Origin of the sequence: Rahnella contaminans (assembly GCF_011065485.1) — a bacterium.
Lineage (GTDB): Bacteria > Pseudomonadota > Gammaproteobacteria > Enterobacterales > Enterobacteriaceae > Rahnella > Rahnella contaminans.
Genome location: NZ_JAADJS010000005.1, coordinates 17,505 through 42,580 on the forward strand (window position 1 = coordinate 17,505; position 25,076 = coordinate 42,580).

A 25,076-nucleotide genomic window follows, 5' to 3' on the forward strand; every position below is an offset into this window, starting at 1 on the left:
ACTGCAGATAAAAAATGTTAAATCAGGGGCGTTTTTATAGGGATTTCTTCAGAAACTTATTCTGACGCCCGTGACGATTTGCCAGTAATCAATCCCTTCCTCTTCCAGCCTTTTCTGGTATTCCCCGCCCACACTCAGTGACACATTCGGGATGAGCGTATTGACCACGCCAATATTCAACTGCGCCGCGCTGCCTGTCACATCGGTTGAAAAACGACTGACATCGTTACTGTGGAGGTCGCCGATATGAACGTCAGAATGGTGGCTGAAATCTTTTATCAATCGCGTGCTGGCGACCACCGCCCATTTCCCGGTATTCAGGCTGTCCCAGTCGTATCGATAACGCAATCCGATACTGCCCAGCGGCCTCGTCATGTTATCGTATTTAACCTTCGCGTCATCGATATCGGTAAAGTTATCAACCTTCAGATATTGCACTCCGGCACCTATAACCGGCGTCAACTGATGCTGACCCAATGTGAACTGATAGCCCACATCCAGCGTGGCGCCAAACGATTTGGCATTGATATCTGCGACATCACCCCCGCGTAAATCGGTGGAAACCTCGCCGTTGTATTTCGCCGCATTCAGCCCGAATTCCGCCAGAAGCCCGTTTTTCTGTTTGTAAACCGACAAGCCAGAAAGCCCCCATGTGGTGTAGTGCGTTTTGCTGTCTCCGTCTGCCGCATCAGGAGTGATATCCAGATCCGCCCGGGAAAGCCCAAGGCTTACATCAAAAGACTGACTGTCAGACTGCAGTTGCAAGACCTTACCGCCAAACAGCCAGCCTTCTTGTTTCTGTTTATAGTCGTAGCCGTAATCTTTAAAGCTGAGCGACGAATGGTAAGTATCTTCTCCATTGAGGTACTGGAAGAAAATATTCATTTTCTTATCGTCGAGAAGCGAAACCTGATTTTGAAAACTGCTGTTCAGGCGGCTGCTGTAGCTGAATAATGCGGAAGGCAGGGAAAGATAAGAGGGCACCTGCGGAGTTACCGCTGCCCGGCTGTATTGAGAATCGCTGTGATGTTCCGGTTCCGGTTCCGGCGTTATATTGCCGCCGTCATCAGGTTCCGGTACGGGAGTCACATCGCCGCCGTCATCAGGTTCCGATACGGGAGTCACATCGCCGCCGTCATCAGGTTCCGGCACGGGAGTTACATCGCCGCCGTCATCAGGTTCCGGAATAGGATCCGTCGTGGGTGAGGTGTTCTCATTTTCACTGAGCATTCGGTTTTGCAAGCGGTAGTCCCAGTATTGCCCTCCCGAACCGGTCACTGCACGCTCATCAGCGGCGCTGCGACCCGGAGCAAAAGCATACAGCGTATAGGCATACGCACCGCGCGCGACGTATTCTCCCGCCAGTGCAAAAGAACTTTTGCCCGCATTGCCGCCGACCTGGATCAGCGAAATACCTTCCTGGTTATCTGCACTGCCGTTGTTGTTACTGTCGGTAAAAATACCCTCTCCGGATGGCGTCACTGAAACCAGAATGGGTTTGTCATCTGAAATCACATCGCCATTGATCAGCAAGCGGTCATATTGCAATGCGCCCGAAGTCAGTTGCGCCCGTAGCTCGACAACGTCGCTGGAGCCGGTGGTCAGATTACCATTGATGTGTATTGTGGATGCACTAACCGGAGCGGCGGAATAGCCCGAAGGGCCGCTGTCAGCATAATAAGGGGCGATGATAACGTCATCTTTCACAACCAGATCGGCGATATTGGCGTTACCGGCAAATGTGGTTCCGGTTTCCATGGTCAGCGTGGAAGCCAGCGAACCCTCGAGAACAAGCGCGCCGTTTTTAACCGTGGTGCCGCCGGTAAAGGTATTGTCACCGTACATGTAAAGATTTGCCCGGCCGTCTTTGCTCAGACTGCCGGCGCCTTCCAGCGTAGCCGCAATAGTGACATCCGCCGTGCCCGATGTACTTTTATCACTGGCATCGCCGGCTTTCACCGAAAGTATGGCCTCGTCGCCCAGGAGCACATGACCTTCCAGTTTGCTGCGGCTGTGCATTTGCAGAGTCGAACGGTCTCCGAGAGTGATGTCACTATCAAGTGTTCCATGTTCAGTGAGCTGAAGCAGACCGCCTTCATTAAGGTTTAACGTGCTTATCTGGAAAGTTTCATCAATCCAGTCGTTGCTGAAAGTCGCGCCACCCGCATGTGGTGTCATCCTTCCGCCCAGTGAAAGCGTACCGTTGCTGACGGTCAGATTATTAAGCCAGCCGCCGCCGGTCAGGGAATAGTTATCGGTGCTTTTGGCGGACGCTAATATAACGTTGAGCCCCTGCGCGGTATCAGGTGTTCCCAGGCGTCCGATAAAGGTTTCAGATTTCGTGTTTGCCAATGTCAGCGTGGAACTGTCATCCGGATTAGCATTGATGATGGTCGCGCCAGAATCACTGTGATTAATCGTCGTGAAGCGCATGTCATAGCCATTGAGATCCAGTTTCCCCCCGCGGTAACCGAAATAAATATGGGCGGGGTCAATCTGGTCATCTCCCTGCAATTGCACGGTGGGTCTGCCACTGACAAGGGTCACTGAGGAAAAAGCGCGATGGTGGCCCGCCCCGTCGTCCTGCTGAGCCAAAACAGCCGTGCCATCCCCGATATTTAATTCCCCCGGATTATCGCCAAAGGCGTTGACGTAAAGTGTACCGGCACCAATTTTATGCAGGCTGTCTCCCGCCACTCCGTTAACTTCCCAGTCAACTCTCTTACCGGCATCAATCTCAATACCGCCACCCATCCAGGTATTATTTTGACCGTCGGCAGAAATAACCCGGTAGTCGTTGGAAAACTGTAATTTACCCGCGCCCTGATTAATTGTCGCATCCAGGACAATTAATCCGCCATCACCGTTGAAACGCAGATCCTTAGAAGCATCAAGCTGAGGGTTCCGCACATCCGTGCCTATATTTCCTGCCATGATATCTTCCGGGGTGAGAATAAACTGGCCGGGAAGACGGGTGTTGATACCATGCCATTGCCAGCCAGAGTTGCCCTGAATAATGTCGCCAGAAGCCCCCGTGCCGGTCCAGTGAATATCCCCTTGTGCTGCGATATCAATGACATCTGGATCGGTATAATTGTTGACAATGCTGCTTATAAAATCGGTGGGTAAACCCAGCCCGTAAGTACCAAGTGTGTGCGGCGCACGGTTTTCAACGCCGGTACCCGATGTTGTTACACCATACATCTTCCACTTTTTATCAACATTGTCGTAGACCAGTATCGGGCTTCCGCTGTCTCCCTGGTTGGCGGCAATATCCAGAGGCGAGGCCGTATTATTATTAACCCAGTAAATTTGATTCTGAGATATCGTTTGCGGATTTAATGTCCCGGCACTTTTCCACATATAGGAATATTTTGTTAACTGATTCAATGTCTGGCCTGCCGCATCAATCTGATATTGATATCCGGCCCCTACTCGCGTGAAATATACATACCTGCCATTATTTTTACTCTCGTAAACATCAGAGGGTTTGACTATTTCAACAGGAGCGACTTCAGTAATGACTTTATTTAAGCGGTCGACATTAAAATCTGCATTCGGGTCATTATTATAATTAATGACCTCATATTGTGTACTGTATTTAGCGTTAGCCCCGAAAGTGGCATTTTCGAACCAGCCAAGGTGAGTCACGCTGGTGACATAGTTAGCCCCGATAACAGTCGCATAGCCCGCAGTACTTGCGCTGGCAAAGTCCGGCAGAGAGAAGGGAAGGATCCCCGCAGGGGTCCCATCAAGGTTAAATACCTGCACGTTATTGGCGCCAGGCTGATATTTTCCCAGGTTTTCCGCGAAGTCGCGATAGTCCTGTACATCAATGTTCTCGTTCATTACACCGGCACTGGCATTGAATATGCAAAGTGATATCACTCCGCTCAATAATTTAACTTTCATATATTCGTGTCCTTGAAAATAAATCCATCTGATTTAAGTATGTTTATTTTTATTTGATAGGCGTAATTAATGAGTTGTCGTTGTAAATACCCCATTAAATGAATGTAAGGTGAATTTGATGCTAATGAATTAGGTGTTCATGTTAATTGTTTAGTTTTTTTTATTTTATGAAAAAAAGAGGAGTGGTGTTTTCTTGCAGGCAGTCTAGAGGGAATAAATTTTCTAATCAAACAGGATTTTGAAAATTGTTATTCATGTCTCTATAGTTTGATGATTTAAATAATAAAACAGAGAAAACGCTAAACATCTGCTTTGGTATGACGGACTTGTTTACCTCAATAATGTGCGTAGTCTACAGTTAGATGTGGCAGATGATGAGTCAGGTTAAGCAGGAAAGCTCAAATATTCTGATTCATCGGAATCCAACACAAACCGGTGGGTACCGGAAATAACAGGAGTTTCTCGTTCGTGTTAACCCTTTTGCATCTTTTGTCTGCTATTTCTTTGCTCGTATGGGGGACGCACATCGTGCGTACCGGCATCATGCGCGTTTTTGGCGCCAATCTGCGCCGTGTTCTGAGTAACAGCGTGGAGAAAAAGCCGCTGGCGTTTGTCGCTGGTATTGGCGTGACCGCACTGGTGCAAAGCAGTAATGCGACGGCACTGCTGGTAACGTCGTTTGTGTCACAGGGGCTGGTTGCCCTGGCACCGGCGCTGGTGATTATTCTCGGCGCGGATGTCGGGACCGCCGTGATGGCGCGTATTCTGACCTTCGATCTCTCCTGGCTTTCTCCGCTGCTGATATTCGTCGGCGTGGCCTTTTTCCTCAGCCGTAAGCAAACCCGCGCCGGGCAGATGGGGCGCGTCTGTATCGGGCTTGGCCTGATTTTACTGGCGCTGGAACTGATTGTGGGCGCGGCAACGCCAATTATGCAGGCGTCGGGCGTGAAGGTTTTATTCTCTTCTCTGACCGGCGATGTGCTGCTGGATGCGCTGACCGGCGCAGTGTTTGCCATCATCAGTTATTCCAGCCTGGCGGCGGTGTTACTGACGGCAACGCTTGCGGCGACCGGCGTTATCTCGCTGAAAGTGTCGTTGTGTCTGGTGATTGGCGCAAACCTTGGCAGCGGGCTGCTGGCGATGATCAACGCCAGTAAAATGAATGCAGCAGGTCGCCGCGTGGCGCTGGGCAGCACGCTGTTCAAACTCATTGGTTTAGTGATTGTGCTGCCGTTTGTCGGGCCGCTTTCCGTGCAACTGGCGCGTCTGGGCATACCGGATGAAGAACTGGTCATTTATTTTCACATGTTCTACAACCTGATCCGTTGTCTGGCGATGGTGCCGCTGACCGCGCCGATGGCGAAGATTTGTCAGCTGATGATTGCCGATGTGCCGGAAGACGATCCGCGTTTGCGTCCGCGCCATCTGGACGTCAGCGCGATTGATACCCCGACGCTGGCGCTGGCCAATGCCGCCCGCGAAACCCTGCGTATGGGCGATGTAGTGGAACATATGCTGATCCTCAACCGGGAAGTAATGCACGGAAAACTGGCGCAGGATCGCGAGGTACGGCGTCTCGATGACGATGTCGATGTGCTGTATACCGCCATCAAACTGTATCTGGCGCAAATCAACAAAGAAGGGCTGGGCGAAGACGATTCACGCCGCTGGGCGGAAATCATCGAAATGGCACTGAACCTGGAACAGGCCGGTGACATTATCGAGCGCATGACCGGCGATATCACCGCCAAATCTCACGCCACACGCCGCGCATTTTCACCGGAAGGGCTGGTGGAGCTGGAAGCATTGCATGAGAAATTGCTCGACAACCTGCGTCTGAGTCTGGGGGTTTTCCTGTCGAACGACCTGACCAGCGCACGTCGTCTGCGCCGCTCCAAACACCGTTTCCGTATTCTTGACCGGCGCTATGCGCACGCCCACGTCGATCGCCTGCATCAGCATAACGTGCAAAGTATCGAAACCAGTTCGCTGCACCTTGGGTTGCTGGGCGATATGAAACGTCTTAACTCGTTGTTCTGTGCGGTGGCGTATAACGTGCTGGATCAGGATGAGCAGGAAGATGAACAGCGTGAAAATAACGATGATATGAAGCGGGTATGAGTTTCTGGGTCGGGTATAAACAATGAACCGGACGCGAACGATGCGTCCGGTTTTTTTGGCTTATCAGTCTTTTTTAACCGGTTTACCCGACCAGTAACCGGCCAGCAACGAGCCGGAAAGATTGTGCCAGACCGAGAACAGTGCGCCCGGCAGTGCGGCCAGCGGGGTGAAATAGATTTTCCCCAGCGTCGCCGCTAAGCCTGAGTTTTGCATCCCGACTTCCATCGCCAGCGTGCGGCAGGTGGTTTCGTCAAACCCGAACAGCTTCCCGCCCCAGTAACCGCTCAGCAGACCAATGCCGTTGTGCAAAATCACCGCCACAATCACGATCAGGCCGACGGAACCGATAAAGCCCTGACTGCCGGCCACGACGGCGCTGATTATCGCCACGATACACACCATGGAAAACAGCGGCAGCAGCGGCTCGATGCGTTTCACGGTTTTGGTGAACAGATGATGAATAATCAGACCCGATAAAATCGGGATAACCACGATCTGCAAAATGCTCAGCAGCATGCCTTCCACATCCACTTTGATATGCGTATCAACGTACAGACGCGTCAGCAACGGTGTGGCGAAAACACCGACCAGCGTAGAGACGGCAGAAATCGTCACGGACAGCGCAACGTCACCTTTGGCGAGGTAAATCATCACGTTAGAGGCAGTGCCGCTGGCGACGCTGCCGACTAAAATCATCCCGGCGGACAAATCAGGTGGCATATGGAACAGTTTCGCCAGCACCCAGGCGGCCAGCGGCATCACCAGATAGTGCAAAAAAGTGGCGGCGGCGACCGGGCCCGGACGCGACAACACGCGTTTGAAATCACCGAATTCGAGGGTAACGCCCATCGCGAACATAATCAGCATCAGCAGGGTGGAAACATGCGGGCCAATCGGGGTGAACGTGCCGGGCGAATAATAGGCCGCGACGGATAACAGCACAGCCCACAGCGGGAACAGGCGGGTTATTTTGGCTAACATTGAGGATGATCCTTGTCTTTGTTGTTTTGCAAAAGGTACAGACAAAAAAAGACCGAGCACATGGCCCGGTCTTTTCAGATACCGCGCCCGTCGTTATTCGAATAGGTTGCGGTGTAGTGTTTTTACGACCTGATCGGCATCATTGCCCGGCACCAGGAAGCACAGGTTGTAGCTGCTTGCGCCGTAGCAAATCATGCGGATGTTGAACGGATCCAGCACGCCAAACACTTCTTTGCCAACGCCACAGGCCTGCGACAGCTTGTTGCCGATAATAGCGACCAGCGCCAGATTTTCTTCCACTTCCACGCGGCACAGTGAGGATAATTCTGTCAGCAGCGAAGTGGTCAGCAGGCTGGCATCGGAAGAGGTGGAGCCGGTGGTATCCAGCGTCAGCGCCACGCTGACTTCTGACGTGGTGATAAGATCCACGGAAATGCTGTGACGTGCCAGAATGCCAAACACTTCGGCGAGGAAACCGCGTGAATGCAACATGCTCAGGCTGTGCAGCGTGACCAGCGTTTGCCGGCGGCGCAGGGCAATTGCGCGGAACAGCGGCGGACTGTCGGTGGTATCGCACACTAACGTGCCGCCGCCCGACGGGTCTTTGCTCGAGCCGACAAACACCGGAATACCGCGGCGTACCGCAGGCAGTAATGTGGCCGGGTGCAGAACTTTCGCGCCAAAGGTCGCCATTTCAGCGGCTTCTTCGAAAGCGATACGATCAATGCGTTTTGCTGCCGGAACCAGCCGCGGATCGGTGGTGTAAATCCCCGGTACATCGGTCCAGATATCCACACGAACAGCGCTGAGCGCTTCACCCAGCAACGCCGCCGTGTAATCGCTGCCGCCACGGCCCAGCGTGGTCGTGCGGCCTTTGCCTTCAGAGCCGATAAAGCCCTGCGTGATCACCAGCGCGTCCTGCAGGCGCGGTTGCAGCTGTGAAACGGTTAACTCGCTCAGTGTCTGTGTGTCCGGTTCTGCACGACCAAAACGATCGTTGGTGCGCATGATTTTACGCACGTCGAACCATTCCACCGGCACGTTGCGCTGGCGGATGATTTCAACAAACAGAAGGGTAGACATCAGCTCGCCGTGGCTGACCAGTTCGTCGGTCAGCGCCGTTGATGTCGCGAGGCTGGCGGCTTCGGACAGCATAGCGATGTTTTCCAGCATGCGGCCCAGCTCTTCGCGGATCACCGTCGGATTGTCCAGACGGTCGATAATGGCATTCTGGATACGGCGAATTTCATCAAGCAGGAACGCCCGGCGCTCAGCTTCTTTGCCTTCGGCCAGCTCGACTAATAAATTGGTGACACCCGCAGAGGCGGAGAGAACAACCAGACGCACTTCAGGGCGCGACAGAACGATATCTGCGCTGCGATTCATGGCGTCGAAATCCGCTACGCTGGTACCGCCGAACTTGGCGACGATAACGTTGCCCAGAGGCTGCGGGTTGGCGTTGCGGGTTGCTGCGTAATTCATGTAAAACCTCGTGTCAGGGTCGTCATACCAGACGGCCATCTATTCCATAAACTCTAAGAATTGGCACAAGGGGAGAGCGGGAAGGGGGCAGACGTAGAAATGCTACGATACACCCAGAAGCGCTCCACCTTGTCGACATCCTCAAGGATGCCCGGTGACAACCCAGGGGATTCAGCCCCTGTAGCCGATCTTATGCCTGCCGAAGGCTTCAGACCTCGGCGTCGCTCCCCCTGATGTACCCTCGCAGGATTTCGGTTCCTCCGATACACTTCCTGGGCGACGCGCCTCTTCTGGCTCACGCGACACGCGCGCGAGTTAGGTGCTTAGGAATAACGGGTTCTCGCCTTTCTGTCAACGGCAACAGGCCGCTAACGCCACATTTTGAACGATTGTCATCTAATATTGTTCTCTGTCATTGTGATTTAGCAGATCTGACCTATCGCAAGAAAAGGCATCTCATCTCGGGAACTTCAGGATACAATCGGGACAGTTACCTCATATTTATTCTCAGCCTAAGAGCATTGCTATGAAAAATATCAATCCAACTCAGACCGCTGCCTGGCAAGCCCTGCAGCAGCATTTCGACAAGATGAAAGATGTGCAGATTAGCCATCTGTTTGCTGAAGATGGTGATCGTTTCTCCAAATTCTCTGCCACGTTTGAAGACCAGATGCTGGTCGATTTCTCTAAAAACCGTATCACGACAGAGACGCTGGACAAACTGCAGGCGCTGGCCAAAGAAACTGACCTTCAGGGCGCCATCAAATCGATGTTCTCTGGCGAGAAGATCAACCGTACTGAAGACCGCGCGGTGCTGCACGTTGCCCTGCGTAACCGCAGCAACACGCCAATCGTCGTGGACGGCAAGGATGTGATGCCGGAAGTGAATGCGGTTCTGGCGAAAATCAAAGGTTTCACCGAACGCGTTATCGGCGGTGAGTGGAAGGGGTATACCGGCAAAGCCATCACTGATGTGGTAAACATCGGTATCGGCGGTTCAGACCTTGGCCCGTTCATGGTGACTGAGGCACTGCGTCCGTACAAAAACCACCTGAATATGCATTTCGTCTCCAACGTGGATGGCACGCACATCGCCGAAACGCTGAAAGATTTGTCACCGGAAACCACGCTGTTCCTGGTGGCATCAAAAACCTTCACCACTCAGGAAACTATGACCAACGCCCACAGCGCGCGTGACTGGTTCCTGAAAACCGCGGGCGACGATAAGCATGTAGCGAAACACTTCGCGGCACTGTCGACCAACGGTAAAGCGGTGAGTGAATTTGGTATCGACACCGACAACATGTTCGAGTTCTGGGACTGGGTCGGCGGCCGTTATTCACTGTGGTCCGCAATCGGTCTGTCTATCGCCCTGTCCGTTGGCTTTGATAACTTCGAACAACTGCTGAGCGGCGCTCACGCGATGGATAAACACTTCGCCAATACTCCGGCAGAGAAAAACCTGCCGGTTCTGCTGGCGCTGATCGGCATCTGGTACAACGATTTCTACGGCACCGAAACTGAAGCTATCCTGCCATACGACCAGTACATGCACCGCTTTGCTGCTTACTTCCAGCAAGGCAACATGGAATCAAACGGTAAGTTCGTTGACCGTAATGGCAATCCGGTGGATTACCAGACTGGCCCGATCATCTGGGGCGAGCCGGGTACCAACGGCCAGCACGCGTTCTATCAGCTGATTCATCAGGGCACCAAAATCATCCCTTGTGACTTCATCGCGCCAGCTATCAGCCATAATCCGCTAAGCGATCACCACGCGAAACTGCTGTCTAACTTCTTCGCACAAACAGAAGCGCTGGCATTCGGTAAATCTCTGGACGTCGTCGAGAAAGAATTCGCCGATCAGGGGAAAAAACCGGAAGACGTTAAACACGTTGCGCCGTTCAAAGTGTTCGAAGGTAACCGTCCGACCAACTCCATCCTGCTGCGCGAAATCACGCCTTACAGCCTGGGTGCGTTGATTGCGATGTATGAGCACAAAATCTTTACTCAGGGTGCAATCCTGAACATCTACACCTTCGACCAATGGGGTGTGGAACTGGGTAAACAACTGGCGAACCGTATTCTTCCTGAACTGGAAGGCAGCGAAGATGTGACCGGCCACGACAGCTCGACTAACGGTCTGATTAACCGCTTCAAAAACTGGCGCTAATCCCCCGTCATCCTTCAGGTTGTTTCAGCGTTGGCTGCGTGAACTCACCCCGGTCACTTACTTATGTAAGCTCCCGGGTTTCGTTCCCTTGCCGCCTTGATCCAGCCCGAATGATTTAGAGGGACAGGTCGAAATATTTCTAAATAAAAGGGTTAGCCTCAACGGGCTGGCCCTTTTTAATGCCGCTTTTCCGGCACAGACTCTGTGGTATTCTGCGGGTATTCATAACAAAAGTGGGATGTAGATCACATGGCAGGATCAAAACGCGCAATGATGATATCCGTCATTATGCAGCGAATCTTGAACGTTTTCTTATTGGGACTGGCCGCGATCCTGATGATTTTTATCGGGCGCGAAACCTATCATCTGGCGATGGTGTTGTTCGTTAATAACGACCAGTCTTCGTCGTATCTGCTGATAGAGGGGATTGTGATTTACTTCCTCTATTTCGAGTTTATTGCGCTGATTATCAAATACTTTTCCTCGGGTTATCACTTTCCGCTGCGCTATTTTATTTATATCGGTATCACCGCAATTATCCGCCTGATTATCGTCGACCATAAAAGTCCTTATGACACGCTGGTTTACGCCTGTGCGATCCTCGTGCTGGTCGTAACGCTGTTCCTGGCAAACGGCGAACGTCTGCGTCGCGAATAAAACAGGCCATTACTGACCCGCATTCATGCGCTAGAATGCGGGGCAGATAATTCATTGGAGGTATGAATACCTTCATTACGGAGCCGTTGATGTCTGATTCCCATTCCTCTGAACAATCCCCAATCCACTGGTTTGACGACCCTTCGCAGGTCCCTGCGGATGTTGCCGACTGGCTGATGGAAATGGGATCCATGACCCGCCGGTTTGAAAAGCAGGGTGTTACCGTCACCGTAAAGCCACAAAACGAATGTTTTGTCAGCCGGGGGGAACTGGGTGAAAGTGAAGCGCAGCAGTTACCTGAAAGTGCCCGTTACTGGATCCGCGAAATTGTGTTGTTTGGCGATGCCGAACCCTGGCTGCTGGGCCGCACGGTCATCCCTGAAGAAACGCTGACCGGACCGGATCTGGCGCTGGTTGATTTAGGCACCGTCCCGCTTGGACGCTATCTTTTCAGCGGCAATAACCTGACCCGCGATTACATTCATTTAGGGCAATTGCAGAGTGAAAATGGTGACTTATGGGCACGTCGTTCCCGCCTGCGTTTGTCAGATAAACCCCTGCTGCTGACTGAAATTTTCCTGCCAGACTCGCCGGTACATCGCCCCGAGGGCAAAGTGAGTAAGGCATGAGCCAGACTAATCAACAAGGAGAGCAGAGAGTGTCAGGAAGTATGACTCAGGGCACATGGCGTGATTACTGCCGCCTGATGCGTATTGATAAACCGATCGGCTCGCTGTTGCTGCTATGGCCCACATTATGGGCGCTGTGGGTGGCCGGTGGCGGAATGCCTTCGGCAAAGATTTTACTGGTTTTCGTGCTGGGCGTGTTTTTTATGCGCGCTGCCGGGTGCGTGGTGAATGATTACGCCGACCGTAAATTTGACGGTCATGTCAAACGTACCGCGAACCGTCCGCTGCCAAGCGGTGCGATTTCCGGTAAGCAGGCGAAAATGCTTTTTGCCGGGCTGGTGCTGGTTTCGTTCCTGCTGGTTCTGCTGCTTAACCGCATGACGATTTTGCTGTCTCTTGCCGGGCTGGCGCTGGCATGGATTTATCCGTTTATGAAGCGGGTCAGCCATTTGCCTCAGGTGGTTTTGGGCGCGGCATTTGGCTGGGCCATTCCGATGGCGTATGCGGCGGTGAGCGAAAGCGTACCGCTCAGCTGCTGGCTGATGTTTGCCGCTAATATCTGCTGGACGGTGGCGTACGACACGCAATACGCCATGGTTGACCGCGATGATGATTTGAAAATCGGTGTGAAATCGACAGCGATTCTGTTCGGTCGTTTTGACACGCTGATTATCGGCCTGCTGCAACTGGCGACGTTAATACTGATGGGCATTGTCGGCCATCTTTCCCAGCTTGGCGCGCCGTTCTACTGGTCGCTGCTGCTGGCCGCTGCGCTGTTTGTGCATCAGCAAAAGCTGATTGCTAAACGCGAGCGTGACGCCTGTTTCCTGGCTTTTCGCCAGAACAACTATGTCGGACTGGTGCTGTTCCTTGGCATTCTGATGAGTTTATCTGCTTTCAGCTTCTGAGCCTTTCAGGCAATAAAAAACGCCCGGTCTTTTTATAAGCCCGGGCGTTTTGCTTTATGGCGTTACCGCAATGATTTTAACGTCAATCAGTGATCGGTATCGCGCACGTCCATTTTAGGCTCAGCCGGAGGTTCTGTAGGTTGCGGCAGTTCCGAAGGCATACCTGCGCTTTCAATGGTGAGCTTGATATCCGGCGTCATCAAATCGCTGAGCATGATGTAAATCTCTCGCGTTTGCTCCTGAATCGCATCACCGCTGTCACTGATATAGCCCTCAGCGCGTAACGTGCCGACGAGCGTCGAGAACACCGCTTTGTCGAAGAATTCTGGCGCATTGATACCGTGAAGTACGGACAAACGCTGCGCCATAATCCGGCTCTCTTTTTCCAGCGCACCACGGTTGATGCTTGGATTATTGGTGAGCAGGGAGAAGGTGATCGCGTAGCGTTGCAGCGTTTCACGCACACCTGCGGCCAGCAGCTGCAACGTGCGGATACGCGCCGGGTTAAGCGTCAGTTCGTCGTCTTCCAGATGAATGATTTGCTGACGAGCCAGTTCCAGCGTCAGGACATCCAGCACCTGCGGAAGCTCTGACTTATCGAAATACATAAACAGTTCAGCTTTGAGCATCGGGTAAATCAGCTCTACCTGACGCAGCAATTCAGCACGACTCACATGGCGGTGGTGCATCACGATACTTGAAATCAGCGACGGCAGAACCAGCATATGGTGGATGTTGTTGCGGTAATACGTCATCAGCACCGCTTGTTCGCGCGGCAGAACGATGATGTCGCCGATATTGTCTTTCTCGACCTGGAACTTGTTCATGTTCAGCGCGTGATCGAGCAGCTGATCGGCGCTCAGATCAGGCACGGTCGAATCCGCGTTATAGGGTACGTTACGCAGCAATTGCAGATAGCAGTCGATTTGTTCGATCAGCTGTTCGCGGGTCAGTGAGCGCTGACGCGATGCCAGCAGCGCCGTACAACACAGGTTCATGGCATTGGCTGCCGCTGAGTTGTTGATACGCACCATGATCTGCTCTGCCAGATCCTGCACCGTTGGCGTCAGCCAGCTTGGACGTTGCGCTTCGATAGGATCGATTGCTTCACGCCAGGTCGGCACATTCTGGTTCAGGTACGTAGTCAGATGCAGCGGTTCACCGAAATTGACATAACCCTGGCCAAGGTTGCGCAGTTTGCGTAGACCATTGAGCATCTGGGTCAGGCTTTCTTTTTCTTTGGTCGCACCGCGCAATTCTTTCGCGTAGGTCCCCACTTCCATCACGTGCTCATAACCGATGTAAATCGGCACTAACGTAATCGGACGTGAACCGCCGCGCAGCATGGCCTGAATGGTCATCGCCAGCGTACCGGTTTTGGGTTCCAGCAGGCGTCCGGTGCGTGAACGACCACCTTCGACAAAGTATTCGACCGAATAACCACGGCTGAACAACTCGCCCAGATATTCACGGAAAACGGTGGAGTAGAGTTTGTTGCCTTTAAAGGTACGACGAATGAAGAACGCGCCCAGACGGCGGAAAATCGGACCGGCTGGCCAGAAATTCAGGTTGATACCGGCAGCGATATGCGGCGGCACCAGCCCCTGGTGATAGAGCACGTAAGACAACAGCAGGTAGTCCATATGACTGCGGTGGCAGGGCACATACACAATTTCCTGACCATCCAGCGCCAGCTGACGGACACGCTCAGCATTGTTGACGTTGATACCTTTATATAAGCGGTTCCACGTCCAGCTCAGCACACGGTCCGACAGACGCACGGCCTCATAAGAGAAATTCGCCGCGATTTCTTCCATCAGCGCGATAGCATTCTGCTGGGCTTTTTCATGGGAAATTTTCTTGCTGCGGGCTTCGTCTTCAATCGCTTTTTCGATGGCCTTGGAAGCCAGCAGCTTATTGAATAAATCCTGACGAGCTGGAAGGCGCGGGCCGACTGCCGCCAGACGCTGGCGGGAGAAATGCATGCGCGCCACGCGTGCCAGTTTCTGAGCGATAGTTTTGTCTGTACCGTGTTCCGTCGCCATATAGCGCAGGGAAACGGTATTAGAGAAACGAACAAAACTGTCACGTCCGAGCCACAGCACGGCGAAGAATTTCTGGATGCCATTCAGCACGCGCAGATGCGGCGTATCATCCTGACCTTCCCGGCCTGGCGCACGACCAAACATCACGGAAACTGGCAGCATCTGAATGTCTAAATCCGGATTGTTGCGATGCAAATCCAGATAGTCGTGGAACAGCTTTACGGATTCCTGCTTCGGCGTGTAATACGAGAATACGCGCGGGCCTTCAGCAATGAAAACATGGCTTGGCAGCAGGGTTCCGTCGATTTCCAGCGGAATAAGAGGGTCGGGCAGATTCTCGGCCAGACATTGCGCACGCAACGTCAGCAAGTCTGCTTTGGAGTTATAAGGCAATACGTACAAAATCGGGCGCGTCGGGTCTAAATGCAACTCGGTAACCGGATCTGAAGGTATGACCTTGCTCTTTACCAGCAATGAGAGTGGTAAATTCAATAATGTGTAATAAAGTCTACGCCAACCTGACATAAAAACGTGAAGCCTCTTGTTAGCAATTTCGCCGCAAGGATACCAGAAAGCTCAGATGAGATCTGTGGTGATGCGATACCATATAACAGCTAAAATGCTGCAAACACTCTAAGGATCAGTACCCGAAATGGCGAACCAAGTCACCGGATTTACCCGAATTTATAAAGCAGCCGGATATTCCTGGAAAGGATTGAAAGCCGCATGGCAAAATGAAGCGGCTTTTCGCCAGGAAGCCAGCGTCGCTATCCCGCTAATTTTGTTATCTTTCTGGCTGGATGTCAGCAGTATAGAACGTATCCTGCTGATTGGCTCCGTCGTGCTGGTGTGTGTGACTGAACTGCTTAACAGCGCCATTGAATCCGCGATTGACCGCATCGGGCCTGAGTTTCACGTCCTGTCTGGACGTGCGAAAGATATTGGCTCCGCCGCCGTACTTCTGACCATCATATTGGCGATTTTTGTCTGGGTCAGCATCTTTTGGCCGCGATGGTTCTGATCTGGAACCTGTATTCCAGGAATTATCGTTATGCCCTGTTTTTATTCAATCTTAGGTTTTCATTGCCCGTTTAGCTGTATATACTCACAGCAAGACTGTATAAACAACCAGGGGGCGGAATGAAAGCTTTAACGACCAGACAACAAGAGGTCTACGACCTTATTCGCGATCATATCTCCACCACCGGTATGCCACCGACCCGCGCAGAGATTGCATCCCGTCTGGGGTTCCGTTCCCCGAACGCGGCGGAAGAACACCTGAAAGCGCTGGCGCGTAAAGGCGTTATCGAGATCGTTTCCGGTGCTTCGCGCGGTATTCGTCTGCTGATGGAAGAAGAAGAAGGTTTACCGCTGATTGGCCGCGTTGCCGCCGGTGAACCGCTGCTGGCTCAGCAGCACATCGAAGGACATTACCAGGTCGATCCGGCCATGTTTAAACCGAGTGCGGATTTCCTGCTGCGCGTCAGCGGGATGTCGATGCGTGATATCGGTATTCTGGATGGTGACCTGCTGGCAGTACACAAAACGCAGGACGTCCGTAACGGGCAGGTTGTCGTTGCGCGTATTGATGATGAAGTCACGGTCAAACGCCTGAAGAAACAGGGCAGTGTTGTTCAGCTGTTGCCTGAAAACAGCGAATTCCAGCCGATTGTGGTTGATTTGCGTGAACAGAATTTCAGCATTGAAGGTCTGGCGGTTGGCGTTATCCGCAACGGCGACTGGATCTAATCTGCGCTTAAGTTCTACGTTGCAGGTGCATTGGCCGCCTCTGACGCGCCTGTAAATATCAGTATCTCATCGCCCCGTTTTGGGGCGATATTGTTTGAAGCTGCTAATAAACTTTCCCGATAAAATCCTTTTTCTCACGTGTTATCCGCTGTGTTACCTGTTTAGAGCAAATACCGGATTTGCACTCTCTGTGCTCTGAATTACCGGCCTTTTTCAGTCAGACAGATTCCAATTCCACGTTATATCCTGCTTTGGATTAATCCTAATAGTGGTTTTTATCCCTGTTTTGGGAAGACGAATCCGCATTCTCTACTAAGCTTTGAAGTGTTAAGGACGGGCTGCCAGCAAACGTGCAGCTCCACAACCCAAGGTAACAGGAGATATTTATCATGAATAAGGACCAAGCCGACGGTAACTGGAAGCAGTTCAAAGGGAAAGTGAAAGAACAGTGGGGTAAGCTGACTGATGACGACCTGACAGTCGTTGAAGGTAAACGTGATCAGCTGGTAGGTAAGATTCAGGAGCGATATGGCTATCAGAAGGATCAGGCCGAGAAAGAGCTCAAGGATTGGGAATCGAAAAACAAATATCACTGGTAACACGCGACTCCCCCTCGCGTATCAGTGACGTATCCTGAGTTATTGCTGCTCCTACCCGGAACACTTTCAGGATACGGGTACAAGGATGTACCCAACCTTCAACATCTTCCTTCTACACCTTAAATTATCCGTTCAGCTGCGTTAAAACCCTTCCGCTTTACGCCTTTTGAAATTCCATCAAAAACACCTGATTTCTCAGCGTTTTTTTACCACAATACTGTGGTCGTGTTCGCAATGATCGTGGCTGTCGCAGGTTTCAACAACTTTGCATTCGGCACATAAGCCATGTGCTTCAACGACCGAATGACGCAACTCAAAACCAGATTCAAGCGCCAGTTTCGCCAGACGTTCTTCAATGCCGTCTGTGGTTTTTTCCGTGACCAGCCCGCAGCGGTCACAGATAAACAGCGCTGAAGTGTGGCTCGGCTCTTCGAAATGATGGCAAAGCACATAGCTGTTAGCCGATTCAACCCGATGAATAAACCCTTGTTCCAGCAGAAAATCCAGCGCCCGGTAAACCGTTGGCGGTTTGGCCTGTGGTTCGCTGACGCGCAGCAGATCCAGCAAGTCATAGGCGCTGATCGCACCGGGTTGTTGCGCCATCAGTCGCAAAACTTCCAGCCGCTGCGGTGTAAGACGAACATTGCGCTGCTGGCAAAGTTCTTCAGCTTGTGAAAGTAATTTTTCCGGATTATTCAGGGTCATAGCAACATTCTCTGAGCGCAGATTGGGATAAATAGGCCACATCATGCAGCCATTCTTAATTTTATCATGCTTCAGCCAGATCGACGAATTATGCGCCGCTCAGCCCGCCATACCTTCCAGCGCTTTTTCCACATACAGGTAACCAATACCCATAATTTGCTGCTCGCGGCTTAGCGTGCCGGGCGCAATGTGTGTCGCCTGCGTTTTGACATGATCGGTTCTGTCAAACGGGTTCAGCCCGCTCTGTGCGCGGACGGCGTTCAGCCAGACGTCGCCGAATCCGCAACTGCGACCGTACAGATAAATACGGTTAATGTTCAAAATATTGAGGAAATTATACAGGCTCAGTCCCAGCGCCCGCGCACCCTCCATCACCTGCGCGCAAAGTGCCGCGTCGCCCTGATGAAACCGGTCAATCAGCTCCTGCGTGCCCGGTGTGCGTGGTGGCTGCAAAGGATTCTCTGCCACGATAAGCTGCCGGGCTTTTTTCTTCAGCGCCGACAGCGAAGCCAGCGTTTCCAGGCAACCGTAGCGACCACAGGCGCAGCGGCTGCCCTGCGGATCGACAATCGTGTGCCCGAGTTGCCCGCTGCCAAAAAGGCTGCCGCGATAAATCTGCTGATTGATCACGAAAGAAGATCCGATGCCGTAATCGACGTTGATCACGCAAAAATCATGCTGGTCGTTCGCGTGCTGCCACTTCTCGGCCAGCGCCAGCATGATGCAGTCGTTATCCATCAGGATTTCGGTTTGCAACTTCTCTTCGAGCAAATATTTAATCTCGATTTCGCCGGTCCACGGTGCCTGCGGCATGCGCTGAGACACGCCAGTAGTCGGATTCACCTGCCCGTGGATCGCCAGTGCCAGCCGGATTTTAAGGCCGGGGAATTTCTTCCGATACTGATGAAAACAGGCTTCGATCTGCGCCAGCATCGCTTCCGGCGTTTTGACCGCAATATCCGTCAGCTGGTAGCCGCTCAGCGGCAAAATCAGCCGGTTCACCAGAATGCTCTCGATGCGATAAGGCGTGATGTTCATGCACAAGATCGTGCTGTCATCCGTGGCGACCTGATAACTTCCTCCGCCAAGCCCGCGGGAATGCAAATTCACCGGATTATGGGTGATCAGTCCGTCGTTTTGCAGATCATCAAGGATCTTGCTGATAGCCGGGATCGACAGATGTGAAAGCCGCGACAGCGTTGATTTACTGGTATTTTTCTCCCGGTAAAGCAACGTCATCAGCACCTGCTTATTAAACTGACGTACCCGCAGATTGTTCAATCCTTCCATCGGCATTTACTAAACCCCGTTTACTGAATTGCGTGACCGTAGCGGATCCGCGTCTTTTGTACGTTGCGTAGACTCTCGAAATTGATATTTCGGTATGACGTATTGAGGACAAATCATGAGCGGAACAGTAAAAGTCTGGCAGGAAGCGGTGGATTTACCGACCTGGTTAACAGGGAAACAGGACACGCACCCGATGTTTCTGGCGCACCGGGTGTATCAGGGCTCGTCCGGCGCGGTCTATCCGTACGGCGTGACCGATACGCTGACCGGTGAGAAAGTCATGAAAACCTATCAGGCGCTGTATCTGGAAAATGATTATATCAAAATCATGTTGTTACCCGAGCTTGGCGGGCGTGTACATCGCGCCTGGGACAAAGTAAAACAGCGTGATTTTGTCTATTACAACGAAGTCGTGAAACCGGCACTGGTCGGCTTGCTCGGGCCGTGGATTTCCGGCGGCATTGAATTTAACTGGCCGCAACATCACCGCCCGACCACTTTTATGCCTATAGACTTCACGATTGCCGAGCAGGAAAACGGCGCGAAAACGGTCTGGATGGGCGAGGTTGAGCCGATGCGCGGTTTGCAGGTGATGACCGGTTTCACGGTGTATCCGGACAAAGCGTTGCTGGAAATCAGCGCGAAAATTTACAACGGCAATCCAACGCCGCGCCATTTCCTGTGGTGGGCGAACCCCGCGGTCACCGGCGGCGACGGTCATCAGAGCGTATTCCCGCCGGACGTCACCGCGGTTTTCGATCACGGCAAACGCGACGTCTCGTCATTCCCGATAGCCACCGGCACTTACTATAAAGTGGATTACTCGGCAGGCACCGATATCTCGCGCTACAAAAACATCCCGGTGCCGACTTCATACATGGCGGATAAATCTGACTACGACTTTGTCGGCGCGTATGACCACGATCAGCAGGGCGGATTACTGCACATCGCCGACCATCATGTTTCGCCGGGCAAAAAACAGTGGACGTGGGGGAACTGCGATTTTGGCCGTGCGTGGGACAGAAATCTCACTGACAACAACGGGCCGTACATCGAACTGATGACCGGCGTCTTCACCGATAATCAGCCGGACTTCACCTGGCTGGATGCATATGAAGAGAAATGTTTTGTGCAAAACTTCCTGCCTTACAGCGGGTTAGGTACGGTGCAGAATGCTTCTGAGCAGGCAGTAGTTAAGCTTGAACGTCACGGAGATACACTCAAGTGGGGCGTGTACGCCGTCAGTCCGTTGCAGGCCGCACGACTGGAAATCGCCGGTGAGAAGGACAGCGAACTTGTGTTCGAAGACGCGATAAACCTGCAACCGGGCGAAGTGATTCAGGGCGAGCTGCGCGGCGAATTTCCGGCGCGCCTGCGGTTACGTTTGCTGGATAAACAGGGTGCTGAATTGCTGACCTATCAGGAGCATCAGGCCGAAGAAATGCCGCTGCCCTCGCCGGCAACCGCGCCGTTGCCTGCGGCGGAGGTTACTTCTGCCGATGAAGCCTGGTTTATCGGCCAGCATCTTGAGCAGTATAACCACGCCAGTCAGGGCGCAGAGAACTACTACCGGCGCGGCGTGGCGCTCGATCCGCTGAATTATCGCTGCAATCTGGCGCTGGCGACGCTGGAATACAACCGGGCGAATTTTTCTCAGGCTGTCACTCTGGCGGATGCCGCACTGAGCCGTGCGCACCGGCTGAATAAGAATCCGCAATGCGGCCTGGCGAGCCTGATCCGCGCCAGTGCGCTGGCACAAACCGACGATTTTGATGCCGCGTTTGACGGTTATTACCGTGCTATATGGAGCGGTAACGCCAAACCGGGCGGGTACTTCGGGCTGGCGCAGATTGCGACCCGCCGCCAGCAGTTCACGCAGGCGCTGAATTTCTGTGAGCAGGGGCTGGCGACGCAGGCTAATCATTACGGGCTGATTGGCCTGAAAGCTTTGTTGCTGTGCCTCAGCGGGCAGGATGCGCGTCCGTTTATCGACACACATTTGCAGCAATATCCGCTTCACTACCTTCTGCATTTTTTACGCTATCACCTTGCGCCGGACACCGGCGCTGCGACTGAGCTGCACCGTGTTACCGGGCGTCGTGGTGAAAATGCCATGAATATCGCCATCCAACTTAAGGAGTGCGGGCAGGATTTGCTGGCGCGGGAAGCCCTGCGTGTGCTCGACAGTCAGGAAACACTGCCGCTGTATTTACGTGCGAGCCTTGAGGACGAAGGGCGCGAAGCCTTGTGTCAGGCGGCGCGGCGCGTTTTCCCGGACAGGGTTCGTTTCCCGCAATGGCTGGCGGAAGTTCGCCTGCTGGGTGCATTCCCCGATGACGCCTTTGCCCTGCATCTTCTGGCCTCTTTCCATTACAGCAAAGGCAATACCTCTGCCGCCGTGACCTGCTGGCAGCGCTGTCTGACGCTTGAACCAGACTTCGCCGATGCATGGCGCGGGCTGGGAATTTATGCGTGGAACCACCAGCACGATGCCGCCGAAGCGCGCCGCTGTCTTGAAGAAGCCTGTCGGTTACAGCCGCAGGATGCGCGTTTGTTATTTGAATCTGATTTGCTGAACCGGCTGGCCGGTGTCCCGCCGCAAATCCGTCTCGCGCGGCTGGAGAAGTTACTGCCGGTGGCGACACAACGTGACGATCTGACCGCCGAATTGCTCGGCCTGTATAACCTCAGCGGTCAGTTACAGCCCGCGAAAGCGCTTCTGGCCGACCGGCAGTTCCATCCGTGGGAAGGTGGCGAAGGGCGGATCACCGGACAATATCTGATAAATAAACAGCTGCTGGCCTTTGAAGCGCTGAATGCCGGAAACGCAGTTGCAGCGCAGGCTTTGCTGCTGTCGGCGCTGGAATATCCGCATAACCTCAGCGAAGGGCGGCTGGTCGGGCAGACCGACAATGACATCTGTTTCTGGCTGGGCGTCTGCGCGCAAAAACTACAGCAGCATAAGCAGGCGCAGGCGTGGTTTGAGCGCGCGGCGGCCGGTGATAAAGGCATGGGCGAGCGGCGCTATTACAACGATCAGCCGGTCGATTATCTGTTCTATCAGGGAATGGCGCTGCGCAAACTTAACGATCCGGCCCGGAGTCGTCAGGTCTTCACGCAGATGCTGGAATGGGCCGCCAGTGCGGAAACACAGCCGGTCACCGACGACTTCTTTGCTGTGTCATTGCCGGATTTGGTGGTGCTGACCGGCGACCGTCAGAAAGACCATCGCATCCACTGTTTGCTGGTGAAAGCGCTGGCGCTACGCGGGGTGAACGACGACGGTTCCGATGATGTGCTGCAACAGATTTTTGCGCTGGATCCGTCCTGTGCGAAAGCGCATCTCTTCTCGCAACTGCCTGACTGTTAACCGGAGAAAATCATGCCGCTCTGTTCTCTGGAAAACCGCCACCTTGCGCTGACTGTGTCGTCTTCGGGCGGCACGATTTTACAGCTTAGCGCAAGACGCTCCGGCGGGGATTTTCCGCTGCTGCGCCCGGCCATGCTCAGTGACGAAACACCCGCGGCGCAGTCTGCATGTTTTCCGCTGGTGCCGTTCGGCAACCGGCTGAAAGGGAATGCGTTCAGCTTTGAAGGGAAAACGTACTGTTTGTCGCCCAATACCGCCGATGCGCATTACCTGCACGGCGATGGCTGGCTGGCGGAGTGGGACTGTATTTTTCAGGGCGCGGAGTCAATGACCCTGGCTTTTGAGCATCACAGCGACAGCTATTGTTATCGCGCCGAACAGCGTTTTTTGCTCGCCGGCGACCGGCTGGAGGTGACGATGACCGTCACCAATCTGGCCGATTATGCACTGCCTTTCGGACTGGGCTGGCATCCGTTTTTCCCGCTGACGGCGTCCACCCGTTTGCAGGCTGTCGCTTCGGGTTACTGGCAGGAAGAGGCGCAATGTGTGGCGGGGAAACATCATCAAAATTTGCCCGCTGATCTGGATTTTTGTACATCCCAGCCCTTGCCGCGCCGCTGGGTGAATAATGGATTTTCCGGCTGGAATGGTTCGGCTGATATCGTCTGGCCGGATGCCGGACAGCAATTACGGCTGACCACTCAACCGGCCTGCCCGGTGTATTTCCTGTTTATGTCAGATACCCGTTTCGACCCCGGCTATCAGCACGATTTTTTCTGCATTGAACCCATGACCCATGCGGCAAATGACCATCATTTGCCGGGCGGTGGCTCGCTGACGGTTTTATCTCCGGGCGCTCACCTGACACAGCAAATGTCGCTGCAGTGTATTGCACTGTGCGGCGACGAACATGCCTGAAGGAGGAATGATTATGTCTGACTCACAAGCTTTGAATATGCCCTACGTATGGATGATTTGCCTGGTGGCTGCCTGCGGCGGCTTGCTGTTTGGTTATGACTGGGTGGTGATCGGGGGAGCCAAGCCTTTTTACGAGGCGTATTTTGGCATCACCGACGCCGCGATGTCCGGCTGGGCGATGAGCTCCGCCTTGCTGGGCTGCGTGCTGGGCGCCGCGGTTTCCGGTTCGCTTTCTGACCGGTTTGGCCGTCGCCTGCCGCTGATTATCGCTGCGGTCTTATTTACCGCTTCCGGTATCGGCACGGCACTGGCATTCAATTTCGACTCCTTTGTTTTCTGGCGTATTGCGGGCGGTGTCGGTATCGGTCTGGCCTCCGCGCTGGCACCGGTTTACATCGCCGAAATCAGCCCGGCAGAAAAACGCGGCCGCTTTGTCGCCGTCAATCAGCTGACCATTGTGCTCGGCGTTCTGGCCGCACAACTGATTAACCTGATGATTGCTGAACCCGTGGCATCTGCCGCCGCGCAGGCCGATATTTTGCAAAGCTGGAACGGACAAACCGGCTGGCGCTACATGTTTGGTGCGGAAGCCATTCCGGCGGCAGTCTTTTTAGTGCTGATGTTTGTGGTGCCTGAATCCCCGCGCTGGCTGGCGAAAGCGAACCGTTATGCGCAGGCCGAAAAGGTTTTGGGCCGCATCGGTTCTGCCGGATATGCGCGTTCAACGCTGGCGGATATCCGCCGTTCTCTCGGTTCTGAAAGCCAGAAAGTGCCGTTCTCGGCGCTGTGGGAACCGCGCGTCCGACCGATTGTGCTGATGGGTATTGTGCTGGCGGTTTTCCAGCAGTGGTGCGGCATCAATGTGATATTCAACTATGCGCAGGAGATTTTTGCTTCTGCCGGATTTGATATCAACGACACGCTGAAATCGATTGTCGCCACCGGCCTCATCAACCTGATTTTCACGCTGCTGGCGTTGCCGCTGGTGGACAAAATCGGGCGTCGTCGTCTGATGCAGCTCGGTTCAGCGGGCCTGACCGTGATTTATATTCTGATCGGGCTGGCCTACACCTTTGGCGTGATGGGATTACCGGTGTTGCTGCTTGTGCTGGTGGCCATCGCGATTTACGCCATGACGCTCGCGCCGGTAACCTGGGTATTGTTGTCTGAAATCTTCCCGAACCGTGTGCGCGGCAACGCTATGGCGGTCGGTACGCTGGCGCTCTGGATTGCCTGTTTCTTCCTGACGTATACCTTTCCGCTGATGAACGCGGCGCTGGGCGCGGCGGGCAGCTTCTTTATCTACGCGGTGATTTGTATGGCGGGCTGGATTTTCATTCAATGCAAAGTGCCGGAAACGCGCGGTGTCACGCTGGAAGTGCTGGAGCAGCGTCTGAGCCGTACCGCCGCAGAGCGAAAAACCGACGATGCGGCCGTGTCGCAAAGCCGCTAAACCGGGCAAGATGCCGAATGTTTGTTCTGTGGTATAATCAGCGATTAACTTCCCTCTGGCCGCCGTGCCGGAGGGAGCGCCATG

At 53.5% G+C, this 25,076-nt stretch carries 17 protein-coding genes and 1 riboswitch; of the genes, 11 read left to right on the forward strand and 6 right to left on the reverse strand.

All coding sequences use genetic code 11. The annotated features are described in order from the left end of the window. Positions 1-48: 48 nt before the first annotated feature. Positions 49-3,849, reverse strand: a complete 3,801-nt coding sequence (locus tag GW579_RS19320; RefSeq protein WP_235937437.1) for a S6 family peptidase — start codon at positions 3,847-3,849, stop codon at positions 49-51. A gap of 531 nt (positions 3,850-4,380) precedes the next feature. Between GW579_RS19320 and GW579_RS19325 the strand changes: the two genes are divergently transcribed. Continuing rightward, positions 4,381-6,033, forward strand: coding sequence for a Na/Pi cotransporter family protein (locus GW579_RS19325; protein WP_152327442.1), 1,653 nt, complete (start codon positions 4,381-4,383; stop codon positions 6,031-6,033). A 63-nt stretch (positions 6,034-6,096) separates the two neighbouring features. Here GW579_RS19325 and panS read toward each other — a convergent pair whose 3' ends face one another. Together panS and lysC are read right to left on the reverse strand one after the other, a co-directional pair. Further along, positions 6,097-7,014 (reverse strand): ketopantoate/pantoate/pantothenate transporter PanS, encoded by a 918-nt coding sequence (gene panS / locus GW579_RS19330; protein ID WP_165061217.1) that lies wholly within the window; start codon positions 7,012-7,014, stop codon positions 6,097-6,099. Between the two features lie 93 nt (positions 7,015-7,107). Next, positions 7,108-8,496 (reverse strand): lysine-sensitive aspartokinase 3, encoded by a 1,389-nt coding sequence (gene lysC, locus GW579_RS19335; protein WP_152327440.1) that lies wholly within the window; start codon positions 8,494-8,496, stop codon positions 7,108-7,110. 109 nt (positions 8,497-8,605) lie between these two features. After that, positions 8,606-8,794: riboswitch (Lysine riboswitch) on the reverse strand. Positions 8,795-9,022: 228 nt separating this feature from the next. Between lysC and pgi the strand changes: the two genes are divergently transcribed. The 4 genes from pgi (at position 9,023) to ubiA (ending at position 12,863) form a co-directional block, all read left to right on the forward strand. Then, positions 9,023-10,669: a glucose-6-phosphate isomerase gene (gene pgi / locus GW579_RS19340; RefSeq protein WP_165061220.1), complete on the forward strand. Its 1,647-nt coding sequence runs from the start codon at positions 9,023-9,025 to the stop codon at positions 10,667-10,669. A gap of 249 nt (positions 10,670-10,918) precedes the next feature. Beyond that, positions 10,919-11,326: a phosphate-starvation-inducible protein PsiE gene (gene psiE / locus GW579_RS19345; RefSeq protein ID WP_095924316.1), complete on the forward strand. Its 408-nt coding sequence runs from the start codon at positions 10,919-10,921 to the stop codon at positions 11,324-11,326. A gap of 89 nt (positions 11,327-11,415) precedes the next feature. Next, complete coding sequence (ubiC, locus tag GW579_RS19350) at positions 11,416-11,955, forward strand: chorismate lyase (protein WP_165061223.1); 540 nt, start codon at positions 11,416-11,418, stop codon at positions 11,953-11,955. Between the two features lie 41 nt (positions 11,956-11,996). Continuing rightward, entirely contained in the window at positions 11,997-12,863 is an 867-nt protein-coding gene (ubiA, locus tag GW579_RS19355) for a 4-hydroxybenzoate octaprenyltransferase (RefSeq protein WP_193333198.1), read from the forward strand. An 86-nt stretch (positions 12,864-12,949) separates the two neighbouring features. Here the strand turns inward: ubiA and plsB are convergent, their stop codons facing one another. Beyond that, on the reverse strand, positions 12,950-15,433 hold the full coding sequence (gene plsB / locus GW579_RS19360) for a glycerol-3-phosphate 1-O-acyltransferase PlsB (protein ID WP_152327436.1): 2,484 nt from the start codon (positions 15,431-15,433) through the stop codon (positions 12,950-12,952). Between the two features lie 127 nt (positions 15,434-15,560). Between plsB and GW579_RS19365 the strand changes: the two genes are divergently transcribed. The 3 genes from GW579_RS19365 (at position 15,561) to GW579_RS19375 (ending at position 17,256) form a co-directional block, all read left to right on the forward strand. Further along, on the forward strand, positions 15,561-15,929 hold the full coding sequence (locus GW579_RS19365) for a diacylglycerol kinase (RefSeq protein WP_152327435.1): 369 nt from the start codon (positions 15,561-15,563) through the stop codon (positions 15,927-15,929). Between the two features lie 119 nt (positions 15,930-16,048). Further along, positions 16,049-16,657: a transcriptional repressor LexA gene (lexA, locus tag GW579_RS19370; protein ID WP_047605531.1), complete on the forward strand. Its 609-nt coding sequence runs from the start codon at positions 16,049-16,051 to the stop codon at positions 16,655-16,657. A gap of 389 nt (positions 16,658-17,046) precedes the next feature. Next, on the forward strand, positions 17,047-17,256 hold the full coding sequence (locus GW579_RS19375; protein ID WP_101074856.1) for a CsbD family protein: 210 nt from the start codon (positions 17,047-17,049) through the stop codon (positions 17,254-17,256). A gap of 195 nt (positions 17,257-17,451) precedes the next feature. Here the strand turns inward: GW579_RS19375 and zur are convergent, their stop codons facing one another. Beyond that, positions 17,452-17,961 (reverse strand): zinc uptake transcriptional repressor Zur, encoded by a 510-nt coding sequence (gene zur, locus GW579_RS19380; protein WP_152327434.1) that lies wholly within the window; start codon positions 17,959-17,961, stop codon positions 17,452-17,454. 99 nt (positions 17,962-18,060) lie between these two features. Then, complete coding sequence (locus tag GW579_RS19385) at positions 18,061-19,257, reverse strand: ROK family transcriptional regulator (RefSeq protein WP_165061227.1); 1,197 nt, start codon at positions 19,255-19,257, stop codon at positions 18,061-18,063. 109 nt (positions 19,258-19,366) lie between these two features. On the opposite strand from GW579_RS19385, the gene GW579_RS19390 reads away from it, so the two are divergent. The 3 genes from GW579_RS19390 to GW579_RS19400 are packed head-to-tail and all read left to right on the forward strand — an operon-like array spanning position 19,367 to position 24,992. Next, the gene (locus GW579_RS19390) at positions 19,367-22,621 is read left to right on the forward strand and encodes a DUF5107 domain-containing protein (RefSeq protein ID WP_165061229.1); all 3,255 of its coding nucleotides are present in this window, start codon (positions 19,367-19,369) and stop codon (positions 22,619-22,621) included. 12 nt (positions 22,622-22,633) lie between these two features. Beyond that, positions 22,634-23,539: an aldose 1-epimerase gene (locus GW579_RS19395; protein ID WP_165061231.1), complete on the forward strand. Its 906-nt coding sequence runs from the start codon at positions 22,634-22,636 to the stop codon at positions 23,537-23,539. A gap of 13 nt (positions 23,540-23,552) precedes the next feature. Beyond that, entirely contained in the window at positions 23,553-24,992 is a 1,440-nt protein-coding gene (locus GW579_RS19400) for a sugar porter family MFS transporter (protein WP_165061232.1), read from the forward strand. The last annotated feature ends 84 nt before the right edge of the window (positions 24,993-25,076 follow it).